This window comes from Actinoplanes sp. NPDC049265, from assembly GCF_043197135.1.
In the GTDB taxonomy this organism is placed as follows: Bacteria; Actinomycetota; Actinomycetes; order Mycobacteriales; family Micromonosporaceae; genus Actinoplanes.
This window is the reverse complement of sequence record NZ_JBICSP010000007.1, coordinates 348,792-370,780: the sequence shown is the minus strand read 5'-3', so window position 1 is coordinate 370,780 and position 21,989 is coordinate 348,792. Positions and strand designations below refer to the sequence as shown.

Annotated in this window: 22 protein-coding genes; 14 read left to right on the top strand and 8 right to left on the bottom strand. The window is 72.2% G+C overall.

Annotated features, from left to right (window positions below; all coding sequences use genetic code 11):
• Window positions 1-10: 10 nt before the first annotated feature.
• Window positions 11-1,324, bottom strand: coding sequence for an APC family permease (locus ACGFIO_RS20235; protein WP_392827796.1), 1,314 nt, complete (start codon window positions 1,322-1,324; stop codon window positions 11-13).
• A gap of 66 nt (window positions 1,325-1,390) precedes the next feature.
• Window positions 1,391-2,020: a TIGR03085 family metal-binding protein gene (locus tag ACGFIO_RS20230; protein WP_392827795.1), complete on the bottom strand. Its 630-nt coding sequence runs from the start codon at window positions 2,018-2,020 to the stop codon at window positions 1,391-1,393.
• Between the two features lie 131 nt (window positions 2,021-2,151).
• Here ACGFIO_RS20230 and ACGFIO_RS20225 point away from each other — a divergent pair, with 131 nt between their 5' ends.
• Both ACGFIO_RS20225 and ACGFIO_RS20220 read left to right on the top strand, forming a co-directional pair.
• A complete protein-coding gene (locus ACGFIO_RS20225) occupies window positions 2,152-3,939 on the top strand; it encodes an ABC transporter ATP-binding protein (RefSeq protein WP_392827824.1) in 1,788 nt (595 codons plus the stop codon).
• On the top strand, window positions 3,936-5,714 hold the full coding sequence (locus ACGFIO_RS20220) for an ABC transporter ATP-binding protein (RefSeq protein WP_392827794.1): 1,779 nt from the start codon (window positions 3,936-3,938) through the stop codon (window positions 5,712-5,714). The genes ACGFIO_RS20225 and ACGFIO_RS20220 overlap by 4 nt, the downstream gene beginning before the upstream one ends.
• A 129-nt stretch (window positions 5,715-5,843) precedes the next feature.
• Here the strand turns inward: ACGFIO_RS20220 and rpsD are convergent, their stop codons facing one another.
• Entirely contained in the window at window positions 5,844-6,452 is a 609-nt protein-coding gene (rpsD, locus tag ACGFIO_RS20215) for a 30S ribosomal protein S4 (protein WP_392827793.1), read from the bottom strand.
• A gap of 105 nt (window positions 6,453-6,557) precedes the next feature.
• Here rpsD and ACGFIO_RS20210 point away from each other — a divergent pair, with 105 nt between their 5' ends.
• Window positions 6,558-7,280 carry a DUF2470 domain-containing protein gene (locus ACGFIO_RS20210; protein ID WP_392827792.1) on the top strand — a complete coding sequence of 241 codons (723 nt, stop codon included), beginning with the start codon at window positions 6,558-6,560 and terminating at the stop codon, window positions 7,278-7,280.
• 36 nt (window positions 7,281-7,316) lie between these two features.
• On the opposite strand, the gene ACGFIO_RS20205 is transcribed toward ACGFIO_RS20210, so the two are convergent.
• The 4 genes from ACGFIO_RS20205 to ACGFIO_RS20190 form a co-directional block, all read right to left on the bottom strand.
• Window positions 7,317-7,916: a TetR family transcriptional regulator gene (locus ACGFIO_RS20205; RefSeq protein ID WP_392827823.1), complete on the bottom strand. Its 600-nt coding sequence runs from the start codon at window positions 7,914-7,916 to the stop codon at window positions 7,317-7,319.
• A gap of 62 nt (window positions 7,917-7,978) precedes the next feature.
• The gene (locus tag ACGFIO_RS20200) at window positions 7,979-8,689 is read right to left on the bottom strand and encodes an ABC transporter permease (protein ID WP_392827791.1); all 711 of its coding nucleotides are present in this window, start codon (window positions 8,687-8,689) and stop codon (window positions 7,979-7,981) included.
• On the bottom strand, window positions 8,686-9,402 hold the full coding sequence (locus tag ACGFIO_RS20195) for an ABC transporter ATP-binding protein (RefSeq protein WP_392827790.1): 717 nt from the start codon (window positions 9,400-9,402) through the stop codon (window positions 8,686-8,688). Before ACGFIO_RS20195 ends, ACGFIO_RS20200 begins: the two co-directional genes overlap by 4 nt.
• 187 nt (window positions 9,403-9,589) lie before the next feature.
• Window positions 9,590-10,390: a hypothetical protein gene (locus ACGFIO_RS20190; protein WP_392827789.1), complete on the bottom strand. Its 801-nt coding sequence runs from the start codon at window positions 10,388-10,390 to the stop codon at window positions 9,590-9,592.
• 637 nt (window positions 10,391-11,027) lie between these two features.
• On the opposite strand from ACGFIO_RS20190, the gene ACGFIO_RS20185 reads away from it, so the two are divergent.
• The 4 genes from ACGFIO_RS20185 (at window position 11,028) to ACGFIO_RS20170 (ending at window position 14,611) form a co-directional block, all read left to right on the top strand.
• Window positions 11,028-11,867 (top strand): hypothetical protein, encoded by an 840-nt coding sequence (locus tag ACGFIO_RS20185; protein WP_392827788.1) that lies wholly within the window; start codon window positions 11,028-11,030, stop codon window positions 11,865-11,867.
• A 178-nt stretch (window positions 11,868-12,045) separates the two neighbouring features.
• Window positions 12,046-12,423, top strand: a complete 378-nt coding sequence (gene hisI / locus ACGFIO_RS20180; RefSeq protein WP_392827787.1) for a phosphoribosyl-AMP cyclohydrolase — start codon at window positions 12,046-12,048, stop codon at window positions 12,421-12,423.
• A complete protein-coding gene (locus tag ACGFIO_RS20175; protein ID WP_392827786.1) occupies window positions 12,420-13,943 on the top strand; it encodes an anthranilate synthase component I in 1,524 nt (507 codons plus the stop codon). The genes hisI and ACGFIO_RS20175 overlap by 4 nt, the downstream gene beginning before the upstream one ends.
• The gene (locus ACGFIO_RS20170; RefSeq protein ID WP_392827785.1) at window positions 13,940-14,611 is read left to right on the top strand and encodes a Trp biosynthesis-associated membrane protein; all 672 of its coding nucleotides are present in this window, start codon (window positions 13,940-13,942) and stop codon (window positions 14,609-14,611) included. The genes ACGFIO_RS20175 and ACGFIO_RS20170 overlap by 4 nt, the downstream gene beginning before the upstream one ends.
• Before the next feature lie 18 nt (window positions 14,612-14,629).
• Here the strand turns inward: ACGFIO_RS20170 and ACGFIO_RS20165 are convergent, their stop codons facing one another.
• On the bottom strand, window positions 14,630-14,989 hold the full coding sequence (locus tag ACGFIO_RS20165) for a hypothetical protein (RefSeq protein WP_392827784.1): 360 nt from the start codon (window positions 14,987-14,989) through the stop codon (window positions 14,630-14,632).
• Window positions 14,990-15,390: 401 nt separating this feature from the next.
• On the opposite strand from ACGFIO_RS20165, the gene trpC reads away from it, so the two are divergent.
• From trpC to ACGFIO_RS20130, 7 genes are all read left to right on the top strand, one after another.
• On the top strand, window positions 15,391-16,194 hold the full coding sequence (trpC, locus tag ACGFIO_RS20160) for an indole-3-glycerol phosphate synthase TrpC (RefSeq protein ID WP_392827822.1): 804 nt from the start codon (window positions 15,391-15,393) through the stop codon (window positions 16,192-16,194).
• The gene (gene trpB / locus ACGFIO_RS20155) at window positions 16,191-17,426 is read left to right on the top strand and encodes a tryptophan synthase subunit beta (RefSeq protein ID WP_392827783.1); all 1,236 of its coding nucleotides are present in this window, start codon (window positions 16,191-16,193) and stop codon (window positions 17,424-17,426) included. The genes trpC and trpB overlap by 4 nt, the downstream gene beginning before the upstream one ends.
• Window positions 17,423-18,223: a tryptophan synthase subunit alpha gene (gene trpA, locus ACGFIO_RS20150; protein ID WP_392827782.1), complete on the top strand. Its 801-nt coding sequence runs from the start codon at window positions 17,423-17,425 to the stop codon at window positions 18,221-18,223. The genes trpB and trpA overlap by 4 nt, the downstream gene beginning before the upstream one ends.
• A gap of 38 nt (window positions 18,224-18,261) precedes the next feature.
• Window positions 18,262-19,377, top strand: a complete 1,116-nt coding sequence (gene lgt, locus ACGFIO_RS20145) for a prolipoprotein diacylglyceryl transferase (protein WP_392827781.1) — start codon at window positions 18,262-18,264, stop codon at window positions 19,375-19,377.
• A 36-nt stretch (window positions 19,378-19,413) separates the two neighbouring features.
• Entirely contained in the window at window positions 19,414-20,601 is a 1,188-nt protein-coding gene (locus tag ACGFIO_RS20140) for an FAD-dependent oxidoreductase (protein ID WP_392827780.1), read from the top strand.
• A 73-nt stretch (window positions 20,602-20,674) separates the two neighbouring features.
• Window positions 20,675-20,998 carry a hypothetical protein gene (locus ACGFIO_RS20135; protein WP_392827779.1) on the top strand — a complete coding sequence of 108 codons (324 nt, stop codon included), beginning with the start codon at window positions 20,675-20,677 and terminating at the stop codon, window positions 20,996-20,998.
• 75 nt (window positions 20,999-21,073) lie between these two features.
• Window positions 21,074-21,910, top strand: a complete 837-nt coding sequence (locus tag ACGFIO_RS20130; RefSeq protein WP_392827778.1) for an MBL fold metallo-hydrolase — start codon at window positions 21,074-21,076, stop codon at window positions 21,908-21,910.
• Window positions 21,911-21,989 lie beyond the last annotated feature (79 nt).

Genomic DNA, 21,989 nt, shown 5'->3' with positions numbered 1-21,989 from the left:
CGAACGGATATCAGTTCTTCACCGAGGGCGCGTCGATCTTCCTGATCATCGGGCTGGCGGCCGGGCTGGCGCTGGTCGTGGCCTCGATCATCGGGCTGGTGACACCGCGCTCGCGCGCGGTGGGCGAGGTCGACGAGATCCACTGATAGCCGAGCGCGGCGCCCGCGATGCCCAGGCTGAGCAGCGCGGGTGGCCCGTTCAGCCCGAGCAGGCCGAGCACCGCCACGAAGGCGAATCCGGCCACCACCCGGGACCATCCGTGCGGCAGGAGCCTGACCGCGGCCGCCGTGCCCAGCACGTAGACCAGGGTGAAGCAGCCGGTGACCAGCAACATCACCGTGTGCAGGGGGAACGGCAGGAACACGGAGGCGCTGCTGCCCAGCATCACCACGGCCAGTGACCGCCGTGCGGTGCTGGTCAGCGACGGTGGCAGGGCGCCGCTCCGGGCCAGCGACACACCGAGCCGGGACGCCCCGGCGAAGTAGGCGTTGACCGCGCCGACGGTCAGCAGTACGGCGACCACCGCGGTCAGCGCCCGCACCGGACCGCCGACGCCGATGGCCAGCAGGTCGGCCAGCGGGGCGGCGCTCGACCCCAGGGCCGGCCCGAGCACCAGCACGCAGGTCACGGCGATGGCCAGGTAGAGCAGGCCGACGACGGCCACCGCGATCATGGTGGCCCGGGGCACGTCGCGGCGCGGCCGGCGATAGTCGGCGGACAGCGACGACACCGCCTCCCAGCCGGCGAATCCCCACACCAGTACGGCCGCCGCGGCGCCGACCCCGGCCCAGCCGTGCGGCGCGAACGGTCGCAGGTTGGCCCGATCGGCGTGCGGCAGGGCGGTGACCACGGTGATCACCAGCAGTACGACTAGCACCCCGGACAGCAGCAGCTGGGCCCGGCCCGAGATCCGCAGGCCGAACCAGTTCATCGTGAACACTGCGCCGATGATCGCGAAGTAGGTGACCAGCACGGTGGTCCGGCCGCCGCCGACCACGTCGGACACGTACCCACCGGCGAACGCGGCCGCGGCCGGCGCGCCGAGCGGGACCGCGAAGTAGAAGATCCAGCCGACCGCGGCCGCGGCGTGCGGGCCGAAGGCCAGACCGACGTACGTGGACACCCCGCCGCCGTCCGGATGCCGGGCCCCGAGCGCCGCGAACGTCCAGGCCAGCGGCGCGGACAGTACGACGAGGGCGGCCCAGGCGATCAGTGACGCGGGCCCGGCGACGCCGGCGGCCAGCGCGGGCATCGAGATGACGCCGGTGCCGAGGACGGCGCCGGTCGACAGTGCGACGCCCTGCGGGACGGTCAGTGTGCTCATGACACCGACCCTAGGAGCGCATTGGCTCCAAGATCGGACCAATCACGGCCGATCGTGATGGGCCAATCAGGTGCCGAAGCGCCTGGTCCGCAGCTGCTGCTCGAGCTCCGGCGACGCCTCGATCTCCAGCCGGGTCGCGCGCTGCCGGCCGAAGAAGAACAGCACGAACTCGCCCGGGTGACCGGTCAGCGTGGCCACCGCCGGGCCGTCGCCGACCTTCACCTCGCCCACGCCGGGGGCGCGCACGACGGCCGGCACGTGCAGCCGGCGCAGGGCGAGGCGGGACGAGAACCGGGCCAGCCGCCACAACGCCCGCGTCTCGTCCGCGTCCAGGTCGCGCGGTTCCCAGGTGTCGCCGCCGCGGCGTACGTCCTCGTGGTGCACGAAGAACTCGGCGTGGTTGGCCAGCTCGTGGACCAGCGGATTGCTGACCGGGCTCCACCACGGCGGCCGGCGGATCTGAGCCACCACCCGCTCGTACGGCTCGGCCGCCTTCTGCTTGCGCACGTGCTCGCCGTGCCCGGCCAGCGGCGGCACCAGCAGGCCCAGGCCCGAGTCCGGCCGCCGGTCGCGGACGACGAGATGGGCGGCCAGATCACGGGTGGCCCAGCCGGCGCACATTGTGGGGGCGTCCGGGCCGGTCTCGAGCAGGAGGTCGGCCAGGCGTGCGCGTTCGAGACGGGCGTATGCGCTCATGCGGTGATCGTATGGCCACCCATTGACAGGTGTGTCGGCGGCCACAACTTATTAGGTGTGAACACGTGTCCCCGGTTGGGCAGGATGGATGCGGTAAGGAGCGACTCGATCAAGCGGGGGTGACCGGGCTGGTGGCGGACAGGGCGAGCCGTGATGTGCTGGGCCAAGGTCTGCGGGTGCTCGGGCGGGCCATCCGCACCGAGCCGCGACTCTTCGCCCTCGGGGCGGTCGGCAGCAGCGTCTTCGGCATTCTGGCCATCGTCAACTCGTATGTGGTGGGCGCCGTGATCGGCCACGTGGTGGTGCCGGCCTTCACCGAGCACCGGGCCGGCGCCGGCACCCTGGGCCTGATCGCGGCCGCGTTCATCGGCATCAGCGTGCTGCGGGTGGCCACCATCTTCGCCCGCCGGCTCGGCGCCGGTTACATGCAGTTCCGCCTCCAGGCGCGGTACCGCCGGGCGGTCACCCGCCGCTACCTCGCCCTGCCGCCCTCCTGGCACCAGCGTCACGCCACCGGCACGCTGCTGTCCAACGCCAACTCCGACGTCGAGGCGGCTTTCGTACCGATCGCCCCGCTGCCGTTCGCCGTCGGCACGATCGTGATGATCGTCGCCGCGGTGGCCTCGCTGTTCTACACCGACTGGGTCCTCGCCCTGGTCGGCATCACGCTGTTCCCGGCCCTGTTCGGCCTCAACGTGCTCTACTCCCGCCGGATGTCGCCGCGGCAGATCCGCGCCCAGCGGCTGCGGGCCCGGGTCAGCGCGGTCGCGCACGAGAGCTTCGACGGCGCGCTCGTGGTCAAGACCATGGGCCGCGAGGCGGACGAGTCGCGCCGGTTCGGCGTGCACGTGGCCGAGCTGCGGGACGCGCTCATCGCGGTCGGCCGGCTGCGCGGCCTGTTCGACCCGGTGATGGACGCGCTGCCCAGCGTCGGCACGCTGTCGGTGCTGCTGCTCGGCGCGTGGCGGCTGAGCACCGGCGACCTGACCGTGGCCGAGCTGGTCACCGTCGCCTTCCTGTTCACCGTGCTGGCGTTTCCGGTCCGGGCCATCGGCTGGGTGGTCGCCGAGCTGCCGCGCAGCGTCGCCGGGTGGGAACGGGTGCAGGCGGTGCTGGGGGCCGAGGGTGACCTCGCCTACGGCTCGGCCTCGGCGCCGGGCAGTGGTCCGGCCGGGGCGGCCTTCGATCGGGTCTCCTTCGCGTACGCCGAGGGCCCGCGGGTGTTGCACGAGGTGAGCTTCACCGTCCCCGCCGGCCGCACCGTCGCGCTGGTCGGGGCCACCGGTTCGGGCAAGTCGACGATCGCCTCGCTGGCCGTCCGGCTGGTCGACCCGGCCGAGGGACGGATCACGGTCGAGGGTGTCGAGCTGCCCGATCTCTCCGCCCCGGCCCTGGCCGCGACGACCGCGCTGGTGCCGCAGATCCCGTTCGTCTTCGACGACACCGTCCGCGGCAACATCACCCTCGACCGCGAGGACCTGACCGACGACGACGCGTGGGCCGCGCTGCGCCTGGCCCAGGCCGACGGTTTCGTGGCCAAGCTGCCCGAGGGGCTGGACACCGCCGTCGGTGAACGTGGCACCTCGCTCTCCGGCGGCCAGCGGCAACGGCTCACGCTGGCCCGGGCGCTGGCCGGCCATCCCCGGCTGCTGGTCCTCGACGACGCCACCAGCGCGGTCGACCCACGGGTCGAGGCCGCCATCCTGGGCGCGTTGCGCGAGCGCGAGGCCGGTGCGTCGATCCTGGTTGTCGCCTACCGCCGGGCCACCATCGCCCTGGCCGACGAGGTGATCTTCCTGGAGCACGGGCGCGTGGTGGCGACCGGCACCCACCACGAGCTGATGGCGTCCGTCCCGGCCTACAACGAGCTGGTCACGGCGTACGAGCGGGCCGAGGCCGAGAACGAGGTGAACGCGTGACCGCGGCGACGATTTCGGCCGAGGAAGGCACGCTCGCCACCGTCAAGCGCGGGCTCAAGCTGTCGCCCGAGCTGCGTCCCGGGTTCGCCGGCACGCTCGCCCTGGCCATCGTCTCTATGGCCGGCCGGGTGGCCGTCCCGATCGCCGTGCAGCAGGGCATCGACAAGGGCATCCGCGCCGCCGGCGGCCCCGACCTGTCGGTGATCGGGCTCGTCGTCGTGCTCACCATTGCCACCCTGGTGGTGTCCACGACCTGCGGTTACCTGATGACCCGACGGCTGTTCACCGTCTCCGAGACGGCGCTGGGCGCCCTGCGGTCACGGACCTTCCGGCACATCCACGACCTGTCGATGCTGCACCAGCAGTCCGAGCGGCGCGGCTCGCTGACCTCGCGGGTCACCACCGACATCGACCAGATCACCCAGTTTCTGCAGACCGGCGGCGTGATGCTGCTGGTCACCTCCGGCCAGCTGGTGGTCACCACGATCGTCATGCTGGCGTACTCGTGGCAACTGACCCTGGTGGTCTTCGCCGCGTTCCTGCCCGCGGTGGTGGTGATCCGGCTCTACCAGCGCCGGCTGGCCAAGGTCTACCGCACGGTGCGCGAGCGCACCGGCGTGCTGCTGGGCGCGATCGGCGAGAGCGTCGTCGGGGCCCTGGTCATTCGCGCGTACGGGGTGGCCGGGCGCACCGAGCGCCGGTTGGACACCGCTGTCGACCGGCTGCGCGTCTCCCAGCAGCAGGCCCTGCGAACCAGCGTGACCAGCTTCTCCACCGGTGAGCTGGCGGCCGGGTTGGCACTGGCGGCCGTGGTCGCGGTCGGTGTCTGGCTGGGCATCGGCGGCGGGATCACGGTCGGGCAGCTGACCGCGTTCCTGTTCCTGGTGACGCTGTTCATCCAGCCGGTGCAGATCGCCACCGAGGTGCTCAACGAGGCGCAGAACGCGGTGGCCGGCTGGCGCCGGGTGCTGGACGTGCTGGACATCGAGCCCGATGTCGCCGACCCGGCGGCCGAGGGCGTGGCGCTGCCCGAGGGCCCGCTGTCGGTGCGGTTCGACGATGTGTCCTACCGCTATCCCGGCGGCCCGGTCGTGCTGGCCGACGTCGACCTGGAGATCCCGGCGCGGACCAAGGTGGCAGTGGTCGGCGAGACCGGCAGCGGCAAGACCACGTTCGCCAAGCTGCTGACCCGGCTGATGGACCCGGTGTCGGGCGCGGTGCGGCTGGGCGGGGTGCCGCTGACCACGGTCCGGTTCGACTCGCTGCGGCAGCGGGTGGTGATGGTCCCGCAGGACGGCTTCCTCTTCGACGCCACGGTGGCCGAGAACATCAGGTTCGCCCGGCCCGATCTGAGCGACGAGCAGCTGGAGCTGTCCTTCACCGAACTGGGGCTGGCCGACTGGGTAGCCGGGCTGCCGCACGGCGTGGACACCCCGGTCGGGGAGCGGGGCGAGGCGCTCAGCGTGGGGGAGCGTCAGCTGGTCGCGCTGGTCCGGGCGTACGTGGCGGACCCTGATCTTCTGGTTCTGGACGAGGCCACCAGTGCCGTCGACCCGGCCACGGAGGTCCGGTTGCAGCGTGCGCTGGACGCGGTGACCCGGGGCCGGACGACCGTGGCCATCGCCCACCGGCTCTCCACCGCGCGGGCCGCCGACGAGGTGATCGTGGTCGACGCGGGCCGCGTCGTGCAACGCGGCCCGCACGCCAAACTGGTCCAGGAACAGGACTCGATCTACGCCAAGCTCTACGCGTCCTGGTTGGAGCAGACCCGCTGAGTGCTGAGTTGAATGGCGTTGCTCCGCTCCGCGGGTGATCGTCCTGTACCCGGTGAGATGGACCGCGGTTCCCGTCGTCCGTAAACCCCACGGACGGCGGCAAACCGAGGCCCATCTCACCGGCGGCGATCACCGGGCATAGAACTCGACGACGAGCTGTTCGTCGCAGATCACCGGGATCTCGGAGCGCAGCGGCTCGCGGATGACGGTGGTGCGCAGCTCCTCGAGGACTGTCGACAGGTATGGCGGGGTCGGGCCGTCGACGTGCGCGCCGGCCGCGGCGATCTGGAACGGCGGCTTGTCCCGGCTGGTCTCGCGGACCTCGACGACCTGGCCCGGCTTGAGCCGGTAGGACGGGCGGTCGACCTTCTTGCCGTTGACCGTGAAGTGGCCGTGCGCGACCAGCTGCCGCGCCTGGTAGATGGTGCGGGCCAGCCCCGACCGCAGCACGGTGGCGTCCAGCCGGCGCTCCAGCAGGGTGACCATGTTCTCGCCGGTCTTACCCTCGCCGCGGTGCGCGTCGTCGTACGCCTTCCGCATCTGGGCCTCGCTGATGTTGTACTGGTGGCGCAGACGCTGCTTCTCCAGCAACCGGACCTGGTAGTCCGAGGTCTTGCGCCGGCCACGCCCGTGCACGCCCGGCGGGAACGGCCGCCGCTCGAAGTACTTCACACACTTGCGGGTCAGGGGGATGCCGAGGGCCCGCGAGAGCCGGGCCTTGGGTCGGGAGTTGTTCACGGGTCTCCTCGTTCGTGTCGCTTGCTCGAGGCTTGGGAAATCCACCTGTTACGGTTAGCCTCACCTTACTAAGGCAAGCCTAACCGTTGCCCGGAGGACCGTCACATGCAGCCCACCCATGCCGAGGTCGCGCGTACGCTCGCGGCCGGTCACCTGCCCGCCAGCGCTCACATCGCCCGGCGGCAGGGACCGTTCCCGGTGCGCCACGTCGCCGACGCGCAGGGCCGGCTGCTGCTCCTCTCGCCGGCCGACGGCCTGCTCACCGCCGCGCTCACCCCCGCACCGGGCGCCGACGACACCGCCCTGGTCCTCGACATCGCCGACATCCCGCCACTGGCCGGCGCGCCGTCCATCGGCCGGGTCTGGGTGTCCGGCTGGGCGCGGCGGCTGACCGGCGACGAGGCCCGCGCCGCCGCCCTCGACTACGCCGACATCGACGCCGCCGCCGACCTGCTCGACGTCGGCGACTCCCAGGTGCTGCACCGGGTCGAGGTGGCCGAGGTCCGCTACGAACGCAACGGCAAACTGACCGACGTCGACCCCGACGAGTACGCCGAGGCCAGCCCCGACCCCCTGCGGACGATCGAGTTCGACCTGATCGCCGACCTCGCCGACCACCACGTGGCGGAGATGTCGCAGTACGTCCGCAAGGCCCTGGGCAAGGCGGCGCCCACCGCCGGCGAACCGGAACTGCTCCGCCTCGACCGCTACGGCTTCGTGGTCCGCGTAGGCCGGCGGCTGGCCCGCCTACCCTTCCCGCGCCGCGTCGAGGACCGCCACGACCTCGCCCACCTGCTGCATCCCGTGCTGTGCCATCGGTGCTCGTGAGCCCAGTTCCACATTCATGCGAGTGCGAGACCAGGCTCAGGCGATCTCGCCGAGCAGGTAACGCTGCACGTTCGGGCCGATCGCGCGTACCAGGGTCTCGGGATCCTCGGAGGCGACCGGCTCGACCCTCAGCACGTAGCGCACCATCGCCAGGCCGGCGATCTGGGTCGCGACCAGCGCCGTCCGCAGCGGCGCGTCGGCGCCGGTCAGTCCCAGCTCGCTGATCGCCCGGCGCAGCACCTGCGTGACCACGAACTCGCGCAGCAGGCGGGCCGACCAATCGTGGTTCATGGCCGAGCGCAGCAACGCCACCGCGGGTTTGCCGGCCGGCGAGTCCCACACGCTCAGCACCAGCCGGACCAGGCGTTCGCCGGCCTCCTCGCGCGGGCCGTCCAGCGCCTTGGGCACCAGCTCGCCCGGGTCCAGCGGCATCTCCATGCTGGCCAGGAAGAGCTTGTCCTTGGTGCCGAAATAGTGGTGCACCAGGGCCGGGTCGACCTCGGCGGCGGTGGCGATGGCGCGGATCGACGCCTTGTCGAAGCCACGGTCGGCGAAGATCGTGCGGGCGGCGGCCAGGATCGTCTCGCGGGTGTCCTGGTTGCCTGGTCGCCGGCCGCTGCGTCGCTGATTCCTCAGGGCGTCCTACTCCTCGTTCTCTTGCTGTCAGCGCGTTCGTCTTCGCGGCGCTGCCGCTCTTTTTACGGCGTCCTTCTGCGCAGGGTCGCTGCCGCCAGGACCAGGGCCAGCACCACCGCGCCCGACACGACGGCCAGGTCGCGCCACATCGTCGTGGTGCCGGCCTGAGTCAGCGCGTCCACCGCGTACGTCAGCGGCAGCACGTCACTGACCGCCTGCAACCAGCCGACCATGCGGCCGCGCGGCACGAACAGCCCGCACAGCAGCAACTGCGGCACGACCACCACCGGAAGAAACTGTACGGCCTGGAACTCGGTGCGCGCGAAGGCGCTGCAGAACAACCCCAGAGCCACACCCAGCACGGCGTTGATCACGGCGATCAGCACGATCAGGCCGGCGTCGCCGGCGCTTTCCAGACCCAGGACGATGTACGCCGTACCGACCGCGATCGCGGCCTGCACGGCGGCGGCCAGGCCGAAGGCGAGACCGTACCCGAACAGCAGGTCGATCTTGCCCAGTGGCGTGGTGAGGAGCCGTTCCAGGGTGCCGGAGGTTCGCTCGCGCAGCATCGCGATGCTCGTCACCAGAAACATGATCACGAACGGGAAGACGCCGAGCATGATCAGGGCGATCCGGTCGAAGGCCGGGCCCCCGTCGTACATGAAATAGAGCAGGGCCAGCAGCAGCGAGGGGACCACCAGGAGCAGAGCCACGGTCCGGCGGTCGTGTCGCAGCTGGCGGAGGATGCGGGCGGCGGTGGCGAGCGTGATCATGCCGCCGTCCTCTCACGGATGAGGTGCAGGAACGCTTCCTCGAGATCCGCGGCCCCGGTCGCGTTCCTGATCCGCTCGGGTGCGTCGTCGGCGATGATCCGGCCCTCGCGGACCAGGATCAGGCGGTCGCAGCGGGCGGCCTCGTCCATCACGTGGCTGGAGACGACCAGCGTGGTGCCGGACGCCGCCAGCTCGTGGAACTTCGCCCACAGGTCGGCCCGCAGCACCGGGTCCTGGCCGACGGTCGGCTCGTCCAGCATCAGCAGCGGCGGCCGGCCGATCATCGCGCAGGCCAGCGAGGCGCGGCTGCGCTGGCCACCGGAGAGGTCGCCGACCAGCTGGTCCCGGGCGCCGGCGAGGCCGACGTCACCGATCGCCCGGTCGGCGTCGGCTGCGCCCAGCCCATAGAGGGTGGCGAAGTAGCGGGCGTTCTCTCGCACCGAGAGGTCGGCGTACACACTGGGCGCCTGGGTGACGTAGCCGACCCGGTGCCGCAGCTCGGTGGCGCCGGCCGGGCGGCCGAGCACGGTCACGGTGCCGGCCTTGATGATCTGCACCCCGACGATCGCCCGGATCAGGGTGGTCTTGCCGCTGCCGCTCGGACCGAGCAGGCCGGTGACCTGGCTGGCCGGTATCGCACAGTCGACGCCGTGCAGGACGGTCCGGCGGCCGCGTTCGACCACCAGCCCTTCGACGGTGATCGCGGTGTCCATGGGCACGCCTCCAGAATTCATCACCCGATGAAATCAACGGTAAATGAATTCTGGCGCCGTGGACAGCCTCGGCTTCCGCTCCGGTCTTGCTGCTTCGGCTTTCCCGCCGGCTTTCCCGCCTCGGCTGTTCCCGCGCGGTCCTTCCCGCGCGGCCTTCGTGCTCCGGCGCCTCCCTGCTCCGGGCGGTTTACAGCGCCAGGATCCGGTCGAGGAACTCGCGGTAGCCGCGCATCGCCATCCGCATGCTCTCGGTGTCCGGGGTGGCCCGGCCGTCCAGCGGGTCGAGCTCGTCCCGCTCGGCCAGCAGCGCCTCGGTCAGCTCGTTGACCGCCTCGGTGAGCAGGTCGTGAGCCCGGGTCAGCGCGGTCACCGGATCGTCGACGAAGTCGCCCTTCACCTCGTGCCACTGTTTGCGGAAGTGGGTGATGGCCTCCTCGTCCCAGAACGAGATCTGACCCATCGTGACGTCACCCGGGCGCAGCGGATTACCGGAGGTCGGCGCGGCATCGGCCGGGCGACCGGCCCGGGGGAGCGCGTCGGCGTCCTCCAGGCTGGCCGAACGTCGCTGAGCGGCCGAGACCGGGACGACGGCCGGTGCCGGGCCGCCGGCGACGATGGGCTGCTTGGCCAGGGACGGGATGCCGGAGGTGGGCACCGTCGCCCAGCCGGTGGCGGTACGCCCGTTCTGAGCGCCGACCTCGATCTCAGGGATCTCGTCCTCGTCGACGGCGTGGCGGCGGCCTGGCTGCGCGGCCGCTCCGGGCGGGACGGCTTGCCCGGCTCCGCTCATGGCCCCGGTCTGGCTGGCGGCGCTGGTCTGGCTGGCTCCGCTCACGGTGCCGGTCTGGCTGGCGGCGCTGGTCTGGCTGGCGGCGCTGGTCTGGCTGGCGGCGCTCACGGTGCCGGTCTGGCTGACGGTGCCGATCCGCCCGGCGGTGTCAGCCTGGCCGGCTGCGTTCCCGGCGCTGGTCTGGCCGGCTGCGCCCATGCTGCGAGTCGGGCCGGTTGCGCCCGCAGTGCCCGTGTGCCCGGCTGCGCCGGCCTGGCCGGTTGCACCCATGCTGCCGGCCCGGCCGGTTGCGCCAGCGACACCCCCGGCGCCGGTGTGCCCAACTGCGCCGGGCTGGCCGATTGCGCCGGCGGCGCCGGCCTGGCCAGCCGCAGCCATGCTGCCGGTCTGGCCGGCGGCGGCGTGCCCGGTTCCGGGGTGCCCTGCCGCACCGGTGTGCCCGGCAGCGCTCGCCGAGCCGGCCTGGGCGGTTGCGCTGACGGTGCCGGACTGGGCGGCCGATCCCAGCGCGATTACGCGAGGAGCGTCGTCCGTGTCACTCTGCGCGCGACCCCGCCGCTCATCGCCCGATTCGGATTTTTCTGAAATGTCGGGCCGAGCCGAACTGACGGGAGGAACCGCGGCGGCCGGTGAGGTGGGCGCGGCGGCGTGCGGGGCATGCTGCGCGGGCGGCTGCGGTGCGAGCGACTTGTGCGGTGCGTTCGCGGGCGGCTCGGGCGCGAGGGACTTGTGCGACGAGGCCGCCTGCCCGTTGTCGTTCGACAGACCTTGCGGGCTCGACGGTGGGCGCGGGGCCGGCTGGTTCGACTGAGGTTGGGTCTGAGGTGGCTGAGGTGTGAACGGCGAAGCGGGCGTGAACGGCGTACCCCCGTTTGCTCCCCCACCCTGCGGCGGGAAGGGCGCGCTGCCGTTGCTTCCGCTCTGGGGCGGGAAGGGCGCGCCGCCGTTGCTTCCACCCTGCGGCGTGAACGGCGCGCTGCCGTTGCTTCCACCTTGCGGCGGGAAGGGCGCGCTGCCGTTGCTTCCGCTCTGGGGCGGGAAGGGCGCGCTGCCGTTGCTTCCGCTCTGGGGCGGGAAGGGCGCGCTGCCGTTGCCTCCGCTCTGGGGCGGGAAGGGCGCGCTGCCACTGCCGCCACCCGACGGGCTGAGCGGCGCGCTGCCGTTGCCGCCGCTCGGCGGAGAGAACGGAACCGGCGGCGTACCGAACGCCGGACGTCCTGGCTGCGGCATCGGGGCCGGACCACCCGTGGTGCCGTTCGGGATCGGGGCGCCACCGTGCCGCGGCACCTCACCGTTCTGTTGTGCCCGATCCGCGTCCACCGGCGGAAATCCTCCCTGGTTGCCGTTCCACTGCCGCCCCGCCTCGAACTCGCCGCGCCGGGAGCCCAGCGCCACCATCTGCGGTTCGTCGTGCTGCGCCGTGGCGGCGTTGCCGGCCAGCTGGGCCGCGGCGGCGGCCTGCGTCGACCCGGAGTGCGACGGCATCGACCCGGGCGGGTTCTCGATCACCGTATCGTCCGCCTCGTCCTCATCGGACAACCGTTGTCCAGGGGCGGCCGACCCGTGCGACCCGGGCCAGAAGCGGGACAGGCCGCGCGACTGGCGGTTGTGGTCGGGGCTGGAGGTCGGCTCCATCGGTCTAAGACTCCCGTCGACAGGCAGCATGCACCCCTGACGAGGTGCGGCGCACCGACGACCGTACCGCCCCGGTCCGTCCGACACACCCCTGGTGCGGCCTCCGTGACCGGATCGTGGGTTGTCCGCAGCCACACTCTGGGCCCCGCCTCGCACTTGGGCGGCCCCGCGAGACCAGCCCCCGTCAACCCGATCTCGGACTGCGCGACAATGTCCGTGTGGCAGCACCCGATGTGAACACCAGCCTTGATCCGGCCATCGCGGCCCGTCTGAAGCGCACCGCCGACGGCCTGGTCGCCGCGATCGTGCGTGAGCACGCCTCCGGCGACGTCCTGATGCTGGGCTGGATGGATGACGAAGCACTGCATCGCACGCTGACCACGGGCCTGGCCACCTACTGGTCGCGCAGCCGCCGGGAATATTGGGTGAAGGGCGCCACCTCGGGCCACTACCAGCACGTCAAGGCGGTGGCGCTCGACTGTGACGGTGACGCGCTGCTGGTGACCGTCGAGCAGGAGGGCGCGGCCTGCCACACCGGGGCACACACCTGCTTCTTCACCGAGCTGCCGGTGACCGTCCCGGGGGAGGGCGCATGACCAGCGGAGTGGTGTTCCCGAGCGAGGACGAGTTCCTGGAGATCCGGCGGCGTGTGGTGCCGGTCACCCGGCGACTGCTGGCCGATGGTGAGACGCCGGTCGGGGTCTACACCAAGCTGGCCGGTGGGCCGGGCACGTTCCTGCTCGAGTCGGCCGAGCAGGGTGCGGCCTGGTCGCGTTATTCGTTCATCGGGGTGCGCAGTGCGGCCACGCTGACCACGCGAGACGGGCAGGCGCAGTGGCTGGGCGTGCCGCCCGATGGCGTACCCCGGTCGGGTGACCCGGTGACCGCTCTGCGCGAGACGGTCGCGGCCCTGGCCGGTCCGGCCGAACCGGCCGTGGCCGGGCTTCCCCCGCTGACCGGCGGCATGGTGGGTTATCTGAGCTATGACCTGGTACGCCGCTTCGAACGGTTGCCGGCGTCGGCGGTCGACGACGTGCCGGTGCCCGAGCTCGGCATGATGCTGGCCACCGACCTGGTGGTGCTCGACCACTTCGACGGCTCGGCGGTGCTGGTGGCCAACGCGGTGCTCCCCGCCGACGCCGACGACCAGGCCCGGCGGGCGGCGTACCACCAGGCCGTGGGTCGCCTCGACGCCATGACCTCGGCGCTGTCCCGGCCCACCCCGCCGATGATCTCCACCGTGGAGCGTCAGACGCCCGGCGAGGTCCGCAGCCGCACCGCCCCGGGCGACTATCAAAAGGCGGTGGAGCAGGCCAAGGAGGCGATCCGGGCCGGCGAGTGCTTCCAGATCGTCGTCGGCCAACGCTTCGAACGGGCCACCGACGCCGACCCGCTCGATGTCTACCGCGTGCTCCGGGCGACCAACCCCAGCCCGTACATGTATCTCCTGCGCTTCGACGACTTCGACATCGTCGGTTCGTCCCCCGAGGCGCATCTCAAGGTCAGTGCCGAGCCCGGTGGAGTCCGCCGCGCTCTGCTGCACCCGATCGCCGGCACCCGCTGGCGGGGCGCCACCCCCGAACAGGACAACGCCCTGGCCGCCGAGCTGCTCGCCGACCCCAAGGAGCGGGCCGAGCACGTCATGCTGGTCGACCTGGGCCGCAACGACCTGGGCCGGGTGTGCCGGGCCGGCTCGGTCGAGGTGCCCGACTTCGCCCGGATCGAGCGCTACAGCCACGTCATGCACATCGTGTCGACCGTGGTCGGCGAGCTGCGCGACGACCGCACGGCCTTCGACGCGCTGGCCGCGACGTTCCCGGCCGGCACGTTGTCGGGCGCCCCCAAGGTCCGCGCGATGGAGATCATCGACGAGCTGGAGCCGGTGCGCCGGGGCCTGTACGGCGGGACGGTCGGCTACTTCGGCTTCGGCGGCGACATGGACATGGCCATCGCCATCCGCACCGCGCTGATGCGGGCGGGCGTCGCCTACGTGGGCGCCGGCGCCGGCATCGTGGCCGACTCCAACCCCGAGTCCGAGGAGCAGGAAACCCGGAACAAGGCCGCAGCCGTCCTGGCCGCCATCGCCGCCGCCGAGACCCTCCGAGCCGCCCGATGACCGATCCCGTCTCGCCGGCCGGGTCGCCGTCACCGCCGGCCGCCCCGCCGGCGCCGGTGGCTGATTCGCCGGCCGGGTCGGCCGGTCGCGGCGGTCGCGGGCTCGGTGCCGCGGTCGTCGGGTGCCTGGCCGGGGCCGGGCTGGCGATCTTCGCGGCCACGCGGGTGTGGGCGGTGCGGGTGACTGAGCGGCCGGGGCTGCCCGAACTGCGGGAGACGACGACCGGTGCGGCGGCGCAGGGCTGGCTGATCGCCCTGGGGCTGGTGGCGCTGGGTGGTGCGGCGGCGCTGCTGGCCACGCGGGGTGTGGTGCGGCGTGGGCTGGGTGTGCTGGTGGTGCTGGCCGGCATGGGTCTGGCGGTTGCCGCTGTCGTGGGCCGGGCGGGTCTCGACGCGGGCGAGGCGGGGGCGGGGGCGGTGGTCTGGCCCGCGGCCTGCGTGATCGGGGCCGCATTGATCGTGGTCGGCGGCCTCAGCGCGGCGCGGCGCGGTCATCGCTGGCCAAGCATGGGTTCCAGGTACGAGCGCAGCAAAGCACCGTCCCCGCACGCCGAGCCGGGTGGTGCGTCCGAGCCGTCTGCCGCTGCCGGGCTGAAGCCCGGCGTCACCGGCACCGACACCCGTGCCGCCTGGGACGCCCTGGACCGCGGCGACGACCCAACCGTCTGACCCGTGGTCGGCGGTGGGTCAGCGGCGGCGGTCAGTGGTGACGCGGCGGGATGTGGTCTTCGCACGGCGGCGGCGGGTGGGCTGAGCCGGGAGGGCGGGCTCGGCGGTCGTGGCGGCCAGCATGGCGCGGACCATCGCGTCCATGTCGTCGCGGGCCTCGGCTCGGGCGCGGTCCGCGCACAGGGCATCCCAGGCGTTGCGCTGGGCGGTACGCAGCTTTTCCTCGCCCACCATCGCCCGCTCGACGCTCTGGATCAGGTCGGCCGCGGCCGCGACGACGGCCCGGGAAAACGCGGCGAGACCGGCGGGTGCGGCGTCAGAGGCGCCGAAACCCGAGGGTGCGAACCCGGTGGGCTGGGTGCCTGCGGCGGTGGCCATGGTTAACTCCGAATCTGTCTACGCGGGCCGGGCGTGAATGCTGACCAGGGGAAATCCGGCCGGCACCCACGGGCAAGTCTGCCCGAGGAAAATTCTGGCCGAGTCGTATTTCCGAAGCGTGACGTCACCGTCAACTCGATGGGGGGTCATCCGATCATCCGAATGAGTCCAGGCCACGCCGGGGGTGCCAACGGGACCTTTGTGACAGACGTGACAGGTGGACAGCGGCGCATTATGCCGCAGGCCAGGATGTAAGGCACGCCATACCCCCGGGGACTTGCCGACGTCCCGGGCCACCTAGCATCGGGCGGAGGACACCCGGAGAGGGGAGTCATTACGTGACATCCGATCAGGCCGAAGCGGGGGGCGGACCCGCGGAGCGTGGTACGGGACCGGCGAACGTGCTCGAGGAGATCTTGGCGGGCGTCCGAGAGGACGTGGCCATCCGGCAGGAGCAGGTCTCGCTGGAGGAGATCCGGGAGCAGGCCGCCAAGGCGCCCCCGGCCATCGACGCCTACGCGGCGCTGCGTAAGCCCGGCGTCGCCGTGATCGCCGAGGTGAAGCGGGCGTCGCCGTCGAAGGGCGCGCTGGCCGACATCCCGGATCCGGCCGAGCTGGCCGGTGAGTACGCGGCCGGCGGCGCCCGCTGCATCAGCGTGCTGACCGAGGGCCGGTGGTTCGGCGGCTCGCTGGAAGACCTGGCCGCCGTGCGAGCCGCGGTCGGGGTACCCGTGCTCCGCAAGGACTTCGTGGTCTCCAGCTATCAGATCCACGAGGCCCGGGCGCACGGCGCCGACCTGGTGCTGCTGATCGTGGCCGCGCTCGAGCAGAACGTGCTGACCGGCCTGCTCGAGCGGATCGAGTCGCTGGGCATGACCGCGCTGGTCGAGGTGCACAACGAGGACGAGGCCGACCGTGCCCTGGAGGCGGGCGCGCAGGTGATCGGGGTCAACGCCCGCGACCTGCGCACGCTCGAGGTGGACCGGTCGGTGTTCGAGCGGATCGCGCCGGGGCTGCCGGGCAACGTGGTCAAGATCGCCGAGTCGGGGGTACGCGGACCGCACGACCTGATCCGGTACGCCTCCGCGGGCGCCGACGCCGTCCTCGTGGGTGAGGGTCTCGTCACCAAGAAGAGTCCCCGTGACGCGGTGGCCGAGCTGGTCAACGCCGGCAACCACCCAGCCACCCCGCGGCCGGTCAGGTGACCGCGCCACCCCAGGTGAGGGGACATTTCGGCAAATTCGGCGGTCGCTTCGTACCCGAGGCCCTGGTTCGTGCTCTCGATGAGCTGGAGGCGGCTTATCGGGAGGCCAAGGAGGACCCGGCGTTCCAGGCCCGGCTGAAAGCCCTGATGACCGACTACGCGGGTACGCCGTCGCTGCTTTACCACGCCGAACGGCTGTCGGAGCGAGTGAACGCCAAGATCCTGCTCAAGCGCGAGGACCTGAACCACACCGGCGCCCACAAGGTCCGCAACGTCCTCGGTCAGGCCCTGCTGGCCAAGCGGATGGGCAAGCCGCGGGTGATCGCCGAGACCGGCGCCGGTCAACATGGCGTGGCCAGCGCGACCGCGGCCGCCCTGCTCGACCTCGAGTGCGTCGTCTACATGGGCGAGGTCGACACCGAGCGGCAGGCGCTGAACGTGGCCCGGATGCGGATGCTGGGCGCGACGGTCGTACCCGTCACCACCGGCTCCCGCACCCTGAAGGACGCGCTCAACGACGCCCTCCGCGACTGGGTCGCGTCGGTCGACACCACCCACTACCTGCTGGGTACGGCGGCCGGCCCGCACCCGTTCCCGGAGATCGTGCGCGACTTCGTCGGCGGCATCGGCACCGAGGCCCGGGCGCAGTGCCTGGAGCGGTTCGGTGGCCTGCCGGACGCGGTCGCCGCCTGCGTGGGTGGTGGCTCCAACGCCATCGGCATCTTCCACGCGTTCGTACCCGACGAAGGGGTCAAGCTCTTCGGGTTCGAGGCCGGCGGCGACGGCGTGGACACCGGCCGGCACGCCGCGTCGATCACCGGCGGATCGGCCGGGGTGCTGCACGGCGCCCGCACGTACGTGTTGCAGGACGACGACGGCCAGACGGTCGAGTCGCACTCGATCTCGGCCGGCCTGGACTACCCGGGCGTCGGCCCTGAGCACGCCTGGCTGCACGACACCGGGCGGGCCACCTACGAGCCGGTCACCGACGCCGAGGCGATGGCCGCGTTCCAGCTGCTCTGCCGGACCGAGGGGATCATCCCGGCCATCGAGAGCGCGCACGCGCTGGCCGGCGCCGCGCGCATCGCCCCGCGGCTGCGTGAAGAGCTCGGCCGCGAGCCGGTGATCGTGGTCAACCTGTCCGGTCGCGGCGACAAGGACGTGCACACCGCCGGGGCCTACTTCGGCATCCTCGACGAGCGCGAGGAACTCGTGATGGGGGAGCAGGAGTGAGCATCGCGGACGTCTTCGGCAAGGCGAAGGCGGAGAACCGCTCGGTGCTCGTCGGCTGCATGCCGGCCGGCTTCCCTACCGTCGACCACAGCATCTCCTCGATGCTGGCCATGGCCGACGCGGGCTGCGACGTGATCGAGGTCGAGCTGCCCTACTCCGACCCGGTGATGGACGGCCCGGTGATCCAGAAGGCCAGCGACATCGCGCTGGCGGCCGGTGTGCGCACCCGCGACACGCTGCGGATCATCGAGGCGGTCGCGTCCCGGGGCGTGCCGGTCGCGCTGATGACGTACTGGAACCCGATCGAGAAGTACGGCGTCGACGCGTTCGCGCGCGACCTGGCCGCGGCCGGCGCCACCGGCATGATCACGCCCGACCTGATCCCGGACGAGGGCGCCGAGTGGATCGCCGCCTCCGACGCGTACCGGATCGACCGCACCTTCCTGGTCTCGCCGTCGTCGACGGACGAGCGGCTCGCGATGACGGTCGGGCAGTGCCGCGGGTTCGTCTACGCCACGGCGCTGATGGGTGTCACCGGCGCCCGGACCGCGGTGTCGTCGCAGGCGCCCGAGCTGGTCGAGCGGGTCCGGCGGGCCGACCCGGACATGCCGGTCGGTGTCGGGCTGGGCGTGGGGAACGGCCAACAGGCCGCTGAGGTGGCCGCCTTCGCCGACGGCGTGATCGTGGGCAGCGCCCTGATCCGGTGCGTGCTGGACGCCCCGGACCGCGCCGCCGGCGAGCGCAAATTGCGTGAGCTGAGCGCCGAACTCGCTGAGGGCGTCCGGAACCGCCCCTGACGGTTGATCCGTGGCCGGGCGACGGTAGCGTGTGCGCCGTGAAGTACTACGCGGCCATCCCCAGCCCCGAAACGTCGGTTTGGCACGTCCTCGGGCTGCCGATCCGGGCGTACGCGCTTTGCATCGTGCTCGGCATCGTCGCGGCCGTCCTGGTCATGGAGTACCGGCTGCGTAGGCGCGGTGTGGCGCCGTGGGCATCACTGGACATGGCGGTGTGGGCGGTGCCGTTCGGCATCGTCGGCGCCCGCCTCTACCACGTGATCACATCGCCCGGTGACTATTTCGGGACCGGCGGCGATCCGGTCCGCGCCCTCTACATCTGGGAGGGCGGCCTCGGCATCTGGGGTGCGGTGGCCGGTGGCGCGCTCGGCGCCTGGCTCGCGGCCCGGCAGCTCGGCCTGCCGTTGACCGTCTTCCTCGACGCGGTCGCGCCCGGTCTGCCGATCGCGCAGGCCATCGGCCGCTGGGGCAACTGGTTCAACAACGAGCTCTACGGCGGCGTCACCACCCTGCCGTGGGGCCTGCGCGTGCACGACATGGACCGCGCCAACCCGGGCCACGCCACGGTGATCGACGGCAAGGCGGTCACGCTGCCCGAGCTCTATCACCCGACGTTCCTCTACGAGTCGCTGTGGTGTCTCGGCGTGGCGGCGCTGGTGTGGTTCCTCGACCGGCGGTTCAAGTACGGCCGTGGCCGGGCGTTCGCGCTCTACGTGATGGCGTACACGGTGGGCCGGCTCTGGATCGAGATGATGCGCACCGACGAGGCGACGCACTTCTTCGGCGTACGCCTCAATGTCTTCACCTCGATCATCGTCTTCCTCGCCGCCCTGGCCTACTTCCTCATGGTCAAGGGCCCGCGAGAGTACGTCGTGCCGGCCGACGCCCCGGAGACCGCCCCCGAGCCCGCGGCCGAGGCGCCGGGCGGGGTCTCGCAGGTGGACGTGGCGGACGAGCCCGACACGCGGACGAAGCCGCCGACGGCCTACCAGGTTGTCAGCGAGGACCGATTCGACGAGTATCAACGCACCGGTGTCCTCCCGCCCGCGGCCACCCCTGCCGCAGTCCCGGCGGAGGAACCGGCCGAGGCCGACGGCGAGACCCCGGCGGCGTCGTCGGCGGGACAGCCGTCGTCCTCCGCGGAGGAGCGTTAACCCCGGCCCACCTAGGGTTCGACTCGGGAGGCGACAGTGCGCACGGCCGTCGTGGTGGGTGCCGGTATGGCCGGCCTGGCCGCGGCCGGGGGCCTGGCCCGGTCCGGGTGGCAGGTCACCCTCCTGGAACGCGGCGAGCGGGTTTCCGCCTCGCCGACCGCCCTGGTGCTGTGGCCGAACGGCCTGCGCGCCCTCAATTCGCTCGACCCGGACGGCGCCTGGTCGGCGATCGCCGCCCCGCTGCCCGACGGCGGTGTCCGGCGCCCGGACGGCCAGTGGCTGGTGCCGCCGCGCGGCCGGCCCGGGTCCGGCGCCGCGCCCGCCGTAGCCCACCTCGAGGACCTGTACGACGCGCTGGTGGCCGGCCTCGGCGAGGTGGAGATCCGCACCGGTGTGGCGGTGTCAGCGGTCCGCTGCGGTCCCGGCCGCCGGCCCGCGGTGTCTGACGGCCGCACCGAGTACGAAGCGGATCTGATCGTCGCGGCCGACGGCATCGACAGCCCGGTTCGCCGCGCGCTGGCCCCGGAGGCGGCCGCGGTCGGCTCCGGTTTCGCCGCCTGGCAGGCGGTCATCCCCGGCTTCCGCGCTCCGCGGCTGACCGGCGACGACGCCTGTGGCGGCGAGACCCTCGGCGCCGGCTACCGCTTCGTGGCCATCCCGCTGGGGGAGCGTGCGGCCGGCCGGGGCGGTGTGTATTGGGTGGCGACCGCGGCCGGGGCGGCGCGCCCGGAGTCGCCGTCGACGCAGCTGGCGTTGTTGCGGCGGTGGTTCGCCGGGTGGCATCCACCGGTGGGTGAGCTGCTGGCGGCGACCCGGCCCGAGGACCTGGTGCCGCAGGAGGTGCGCGAGCTGCGGCCGCTGCCCCGGGCGTACGGTTTCCCGTCCGGCCCCGGTGGCGTGGTGCTGATCGGTGACGCCGCCCACGCCATGCCGCACCATCTGGGGCAGGGCGCCTGCCTCGCGTTCGAGGACGCCGCCACGTTGCGTTCGCTGACGGCCGAGGCCGCGCCCGGTCCGGAGCTGACCGCGGCGGTGGAGGCGTACAGCCGCGCCCGCCGCCCGCGCACGAACAGTGTGGTCCGGCAGACCCGCCGGATGTCCGCGGTGGTCCAGGCCCGGGGCCGCCTCGCGTTGCGCGCCCGGGACGCCGCTCTCAACTCGCTGCGGCCCCGCCTGCTCGGCCACGTCCACGGCCTGGCCGCGGACTGGGCCCCGCCCGAATAGGACTGATCTCCGCCCGACCAGAGTGGCTCCCGGGCGCCCTTTTGCTCTGAGCGCACCGGTGCATCGCTTTGCTTTGAGCGCACAGGTGCGTCGCTTTGCTCTGAGCACACCGGTGCATCACCTTGCTCTGAGCACACCGATGTGTCGCTTTGCTTTGAGCGCACCGGTGCATCGCTTTGCTTTGAGCGCACAGGTGCGTCGCTTTGCTCTGAGCACACCGGTGCATCACCTTGCTCTGAGCACACCGATGTGTCGCTTTGCTTTGAGCGCACCGGTGCATCGCTTTGCTTTGAGCGCACAGGTGCGTCGCTTTGCTCTGAGCACACCGGTGCATCACCTTGCTCTGAGCACACCGGTGCGTCGCTTTGCTCTGAGCACACCGATGCATCACTGTTGAGCGTTCAACGGTGATGCATATTTGTGCTCAGAGCAAAGGGGCGCCTGGGGCTGTTTCTTCGAGAAGATCTTCTCCATGTCACCCCTGCCCGAGCCCCCGGCCTGGACGCAACCGCTGCCCGAGGCGACACCGCCCGCGGACATGTCCGTCCACCACCTGCCGACCGGCTCGTACGAGAACCGCGCCGCCTTCGCCTTCAAGGGCGGCTCGTTCCGCGACAAACGCGACTTCGCCTCGTCCGCGATCCTGGTCCGCCACCCGCGCGGCGACCTGCTGATCGACGCCGGCTTCGGCACCGACGTCGACGCTCATCTGGCCCTGCTGCCCCGGTTCATGCGCACCCCGCACCGGGCCACCCGGACGGTCGCCGAGCAGCTCGACGCGGCCGGTTACGACCGCGGCCGGTTGCTCGGTGTGCTGCCGACGCACACCCACTGGGACCACGTCGGCGGGCTCGAGGCTCTGGCCGGCACGCCGATCTGGATGAACGAGGGTGAGCTGCGTTACGCGGCCAAGGGCTGGGAGGGCACTGTCTACCGGCAGGTGTCGCAGGGCCATGAGATCCGCGGGTACGGGTTCGACGACCGGCCCTACCTCGGCTTCCCGACCAGCTTCGACGTGCACGGTGACGGCTCGGTGGTGGTCGTGCACGCGCCCGGCCACACGACCGGCTCGGTGGTGGTCTTCGTCCACCCGCCGACGGGTCCGCGGTACGCGTTCATCGGCGACCTGACCTGGCAGCTGGAGGGCATCCGGGAGCGGGCCGGGCGGCCGTGGCTGCTCAGCAAGATGGCCGACAGCGACACCGACCGGGTCCACCGGGACCAGCTGCGGATGATTGCCCTCGACCGGTTGTTCCGGATCGTCCCGGCGCACGATCTCCGCGCGTACGAGGGAATCCCGGCGCTCTGACAACCCGGTGGTGGCGCGGGGGGGGGGCCCCCCCCCCGGGGGCCCCCCCCGCCCCCCCCCCACCCACAAAAACCGGGGC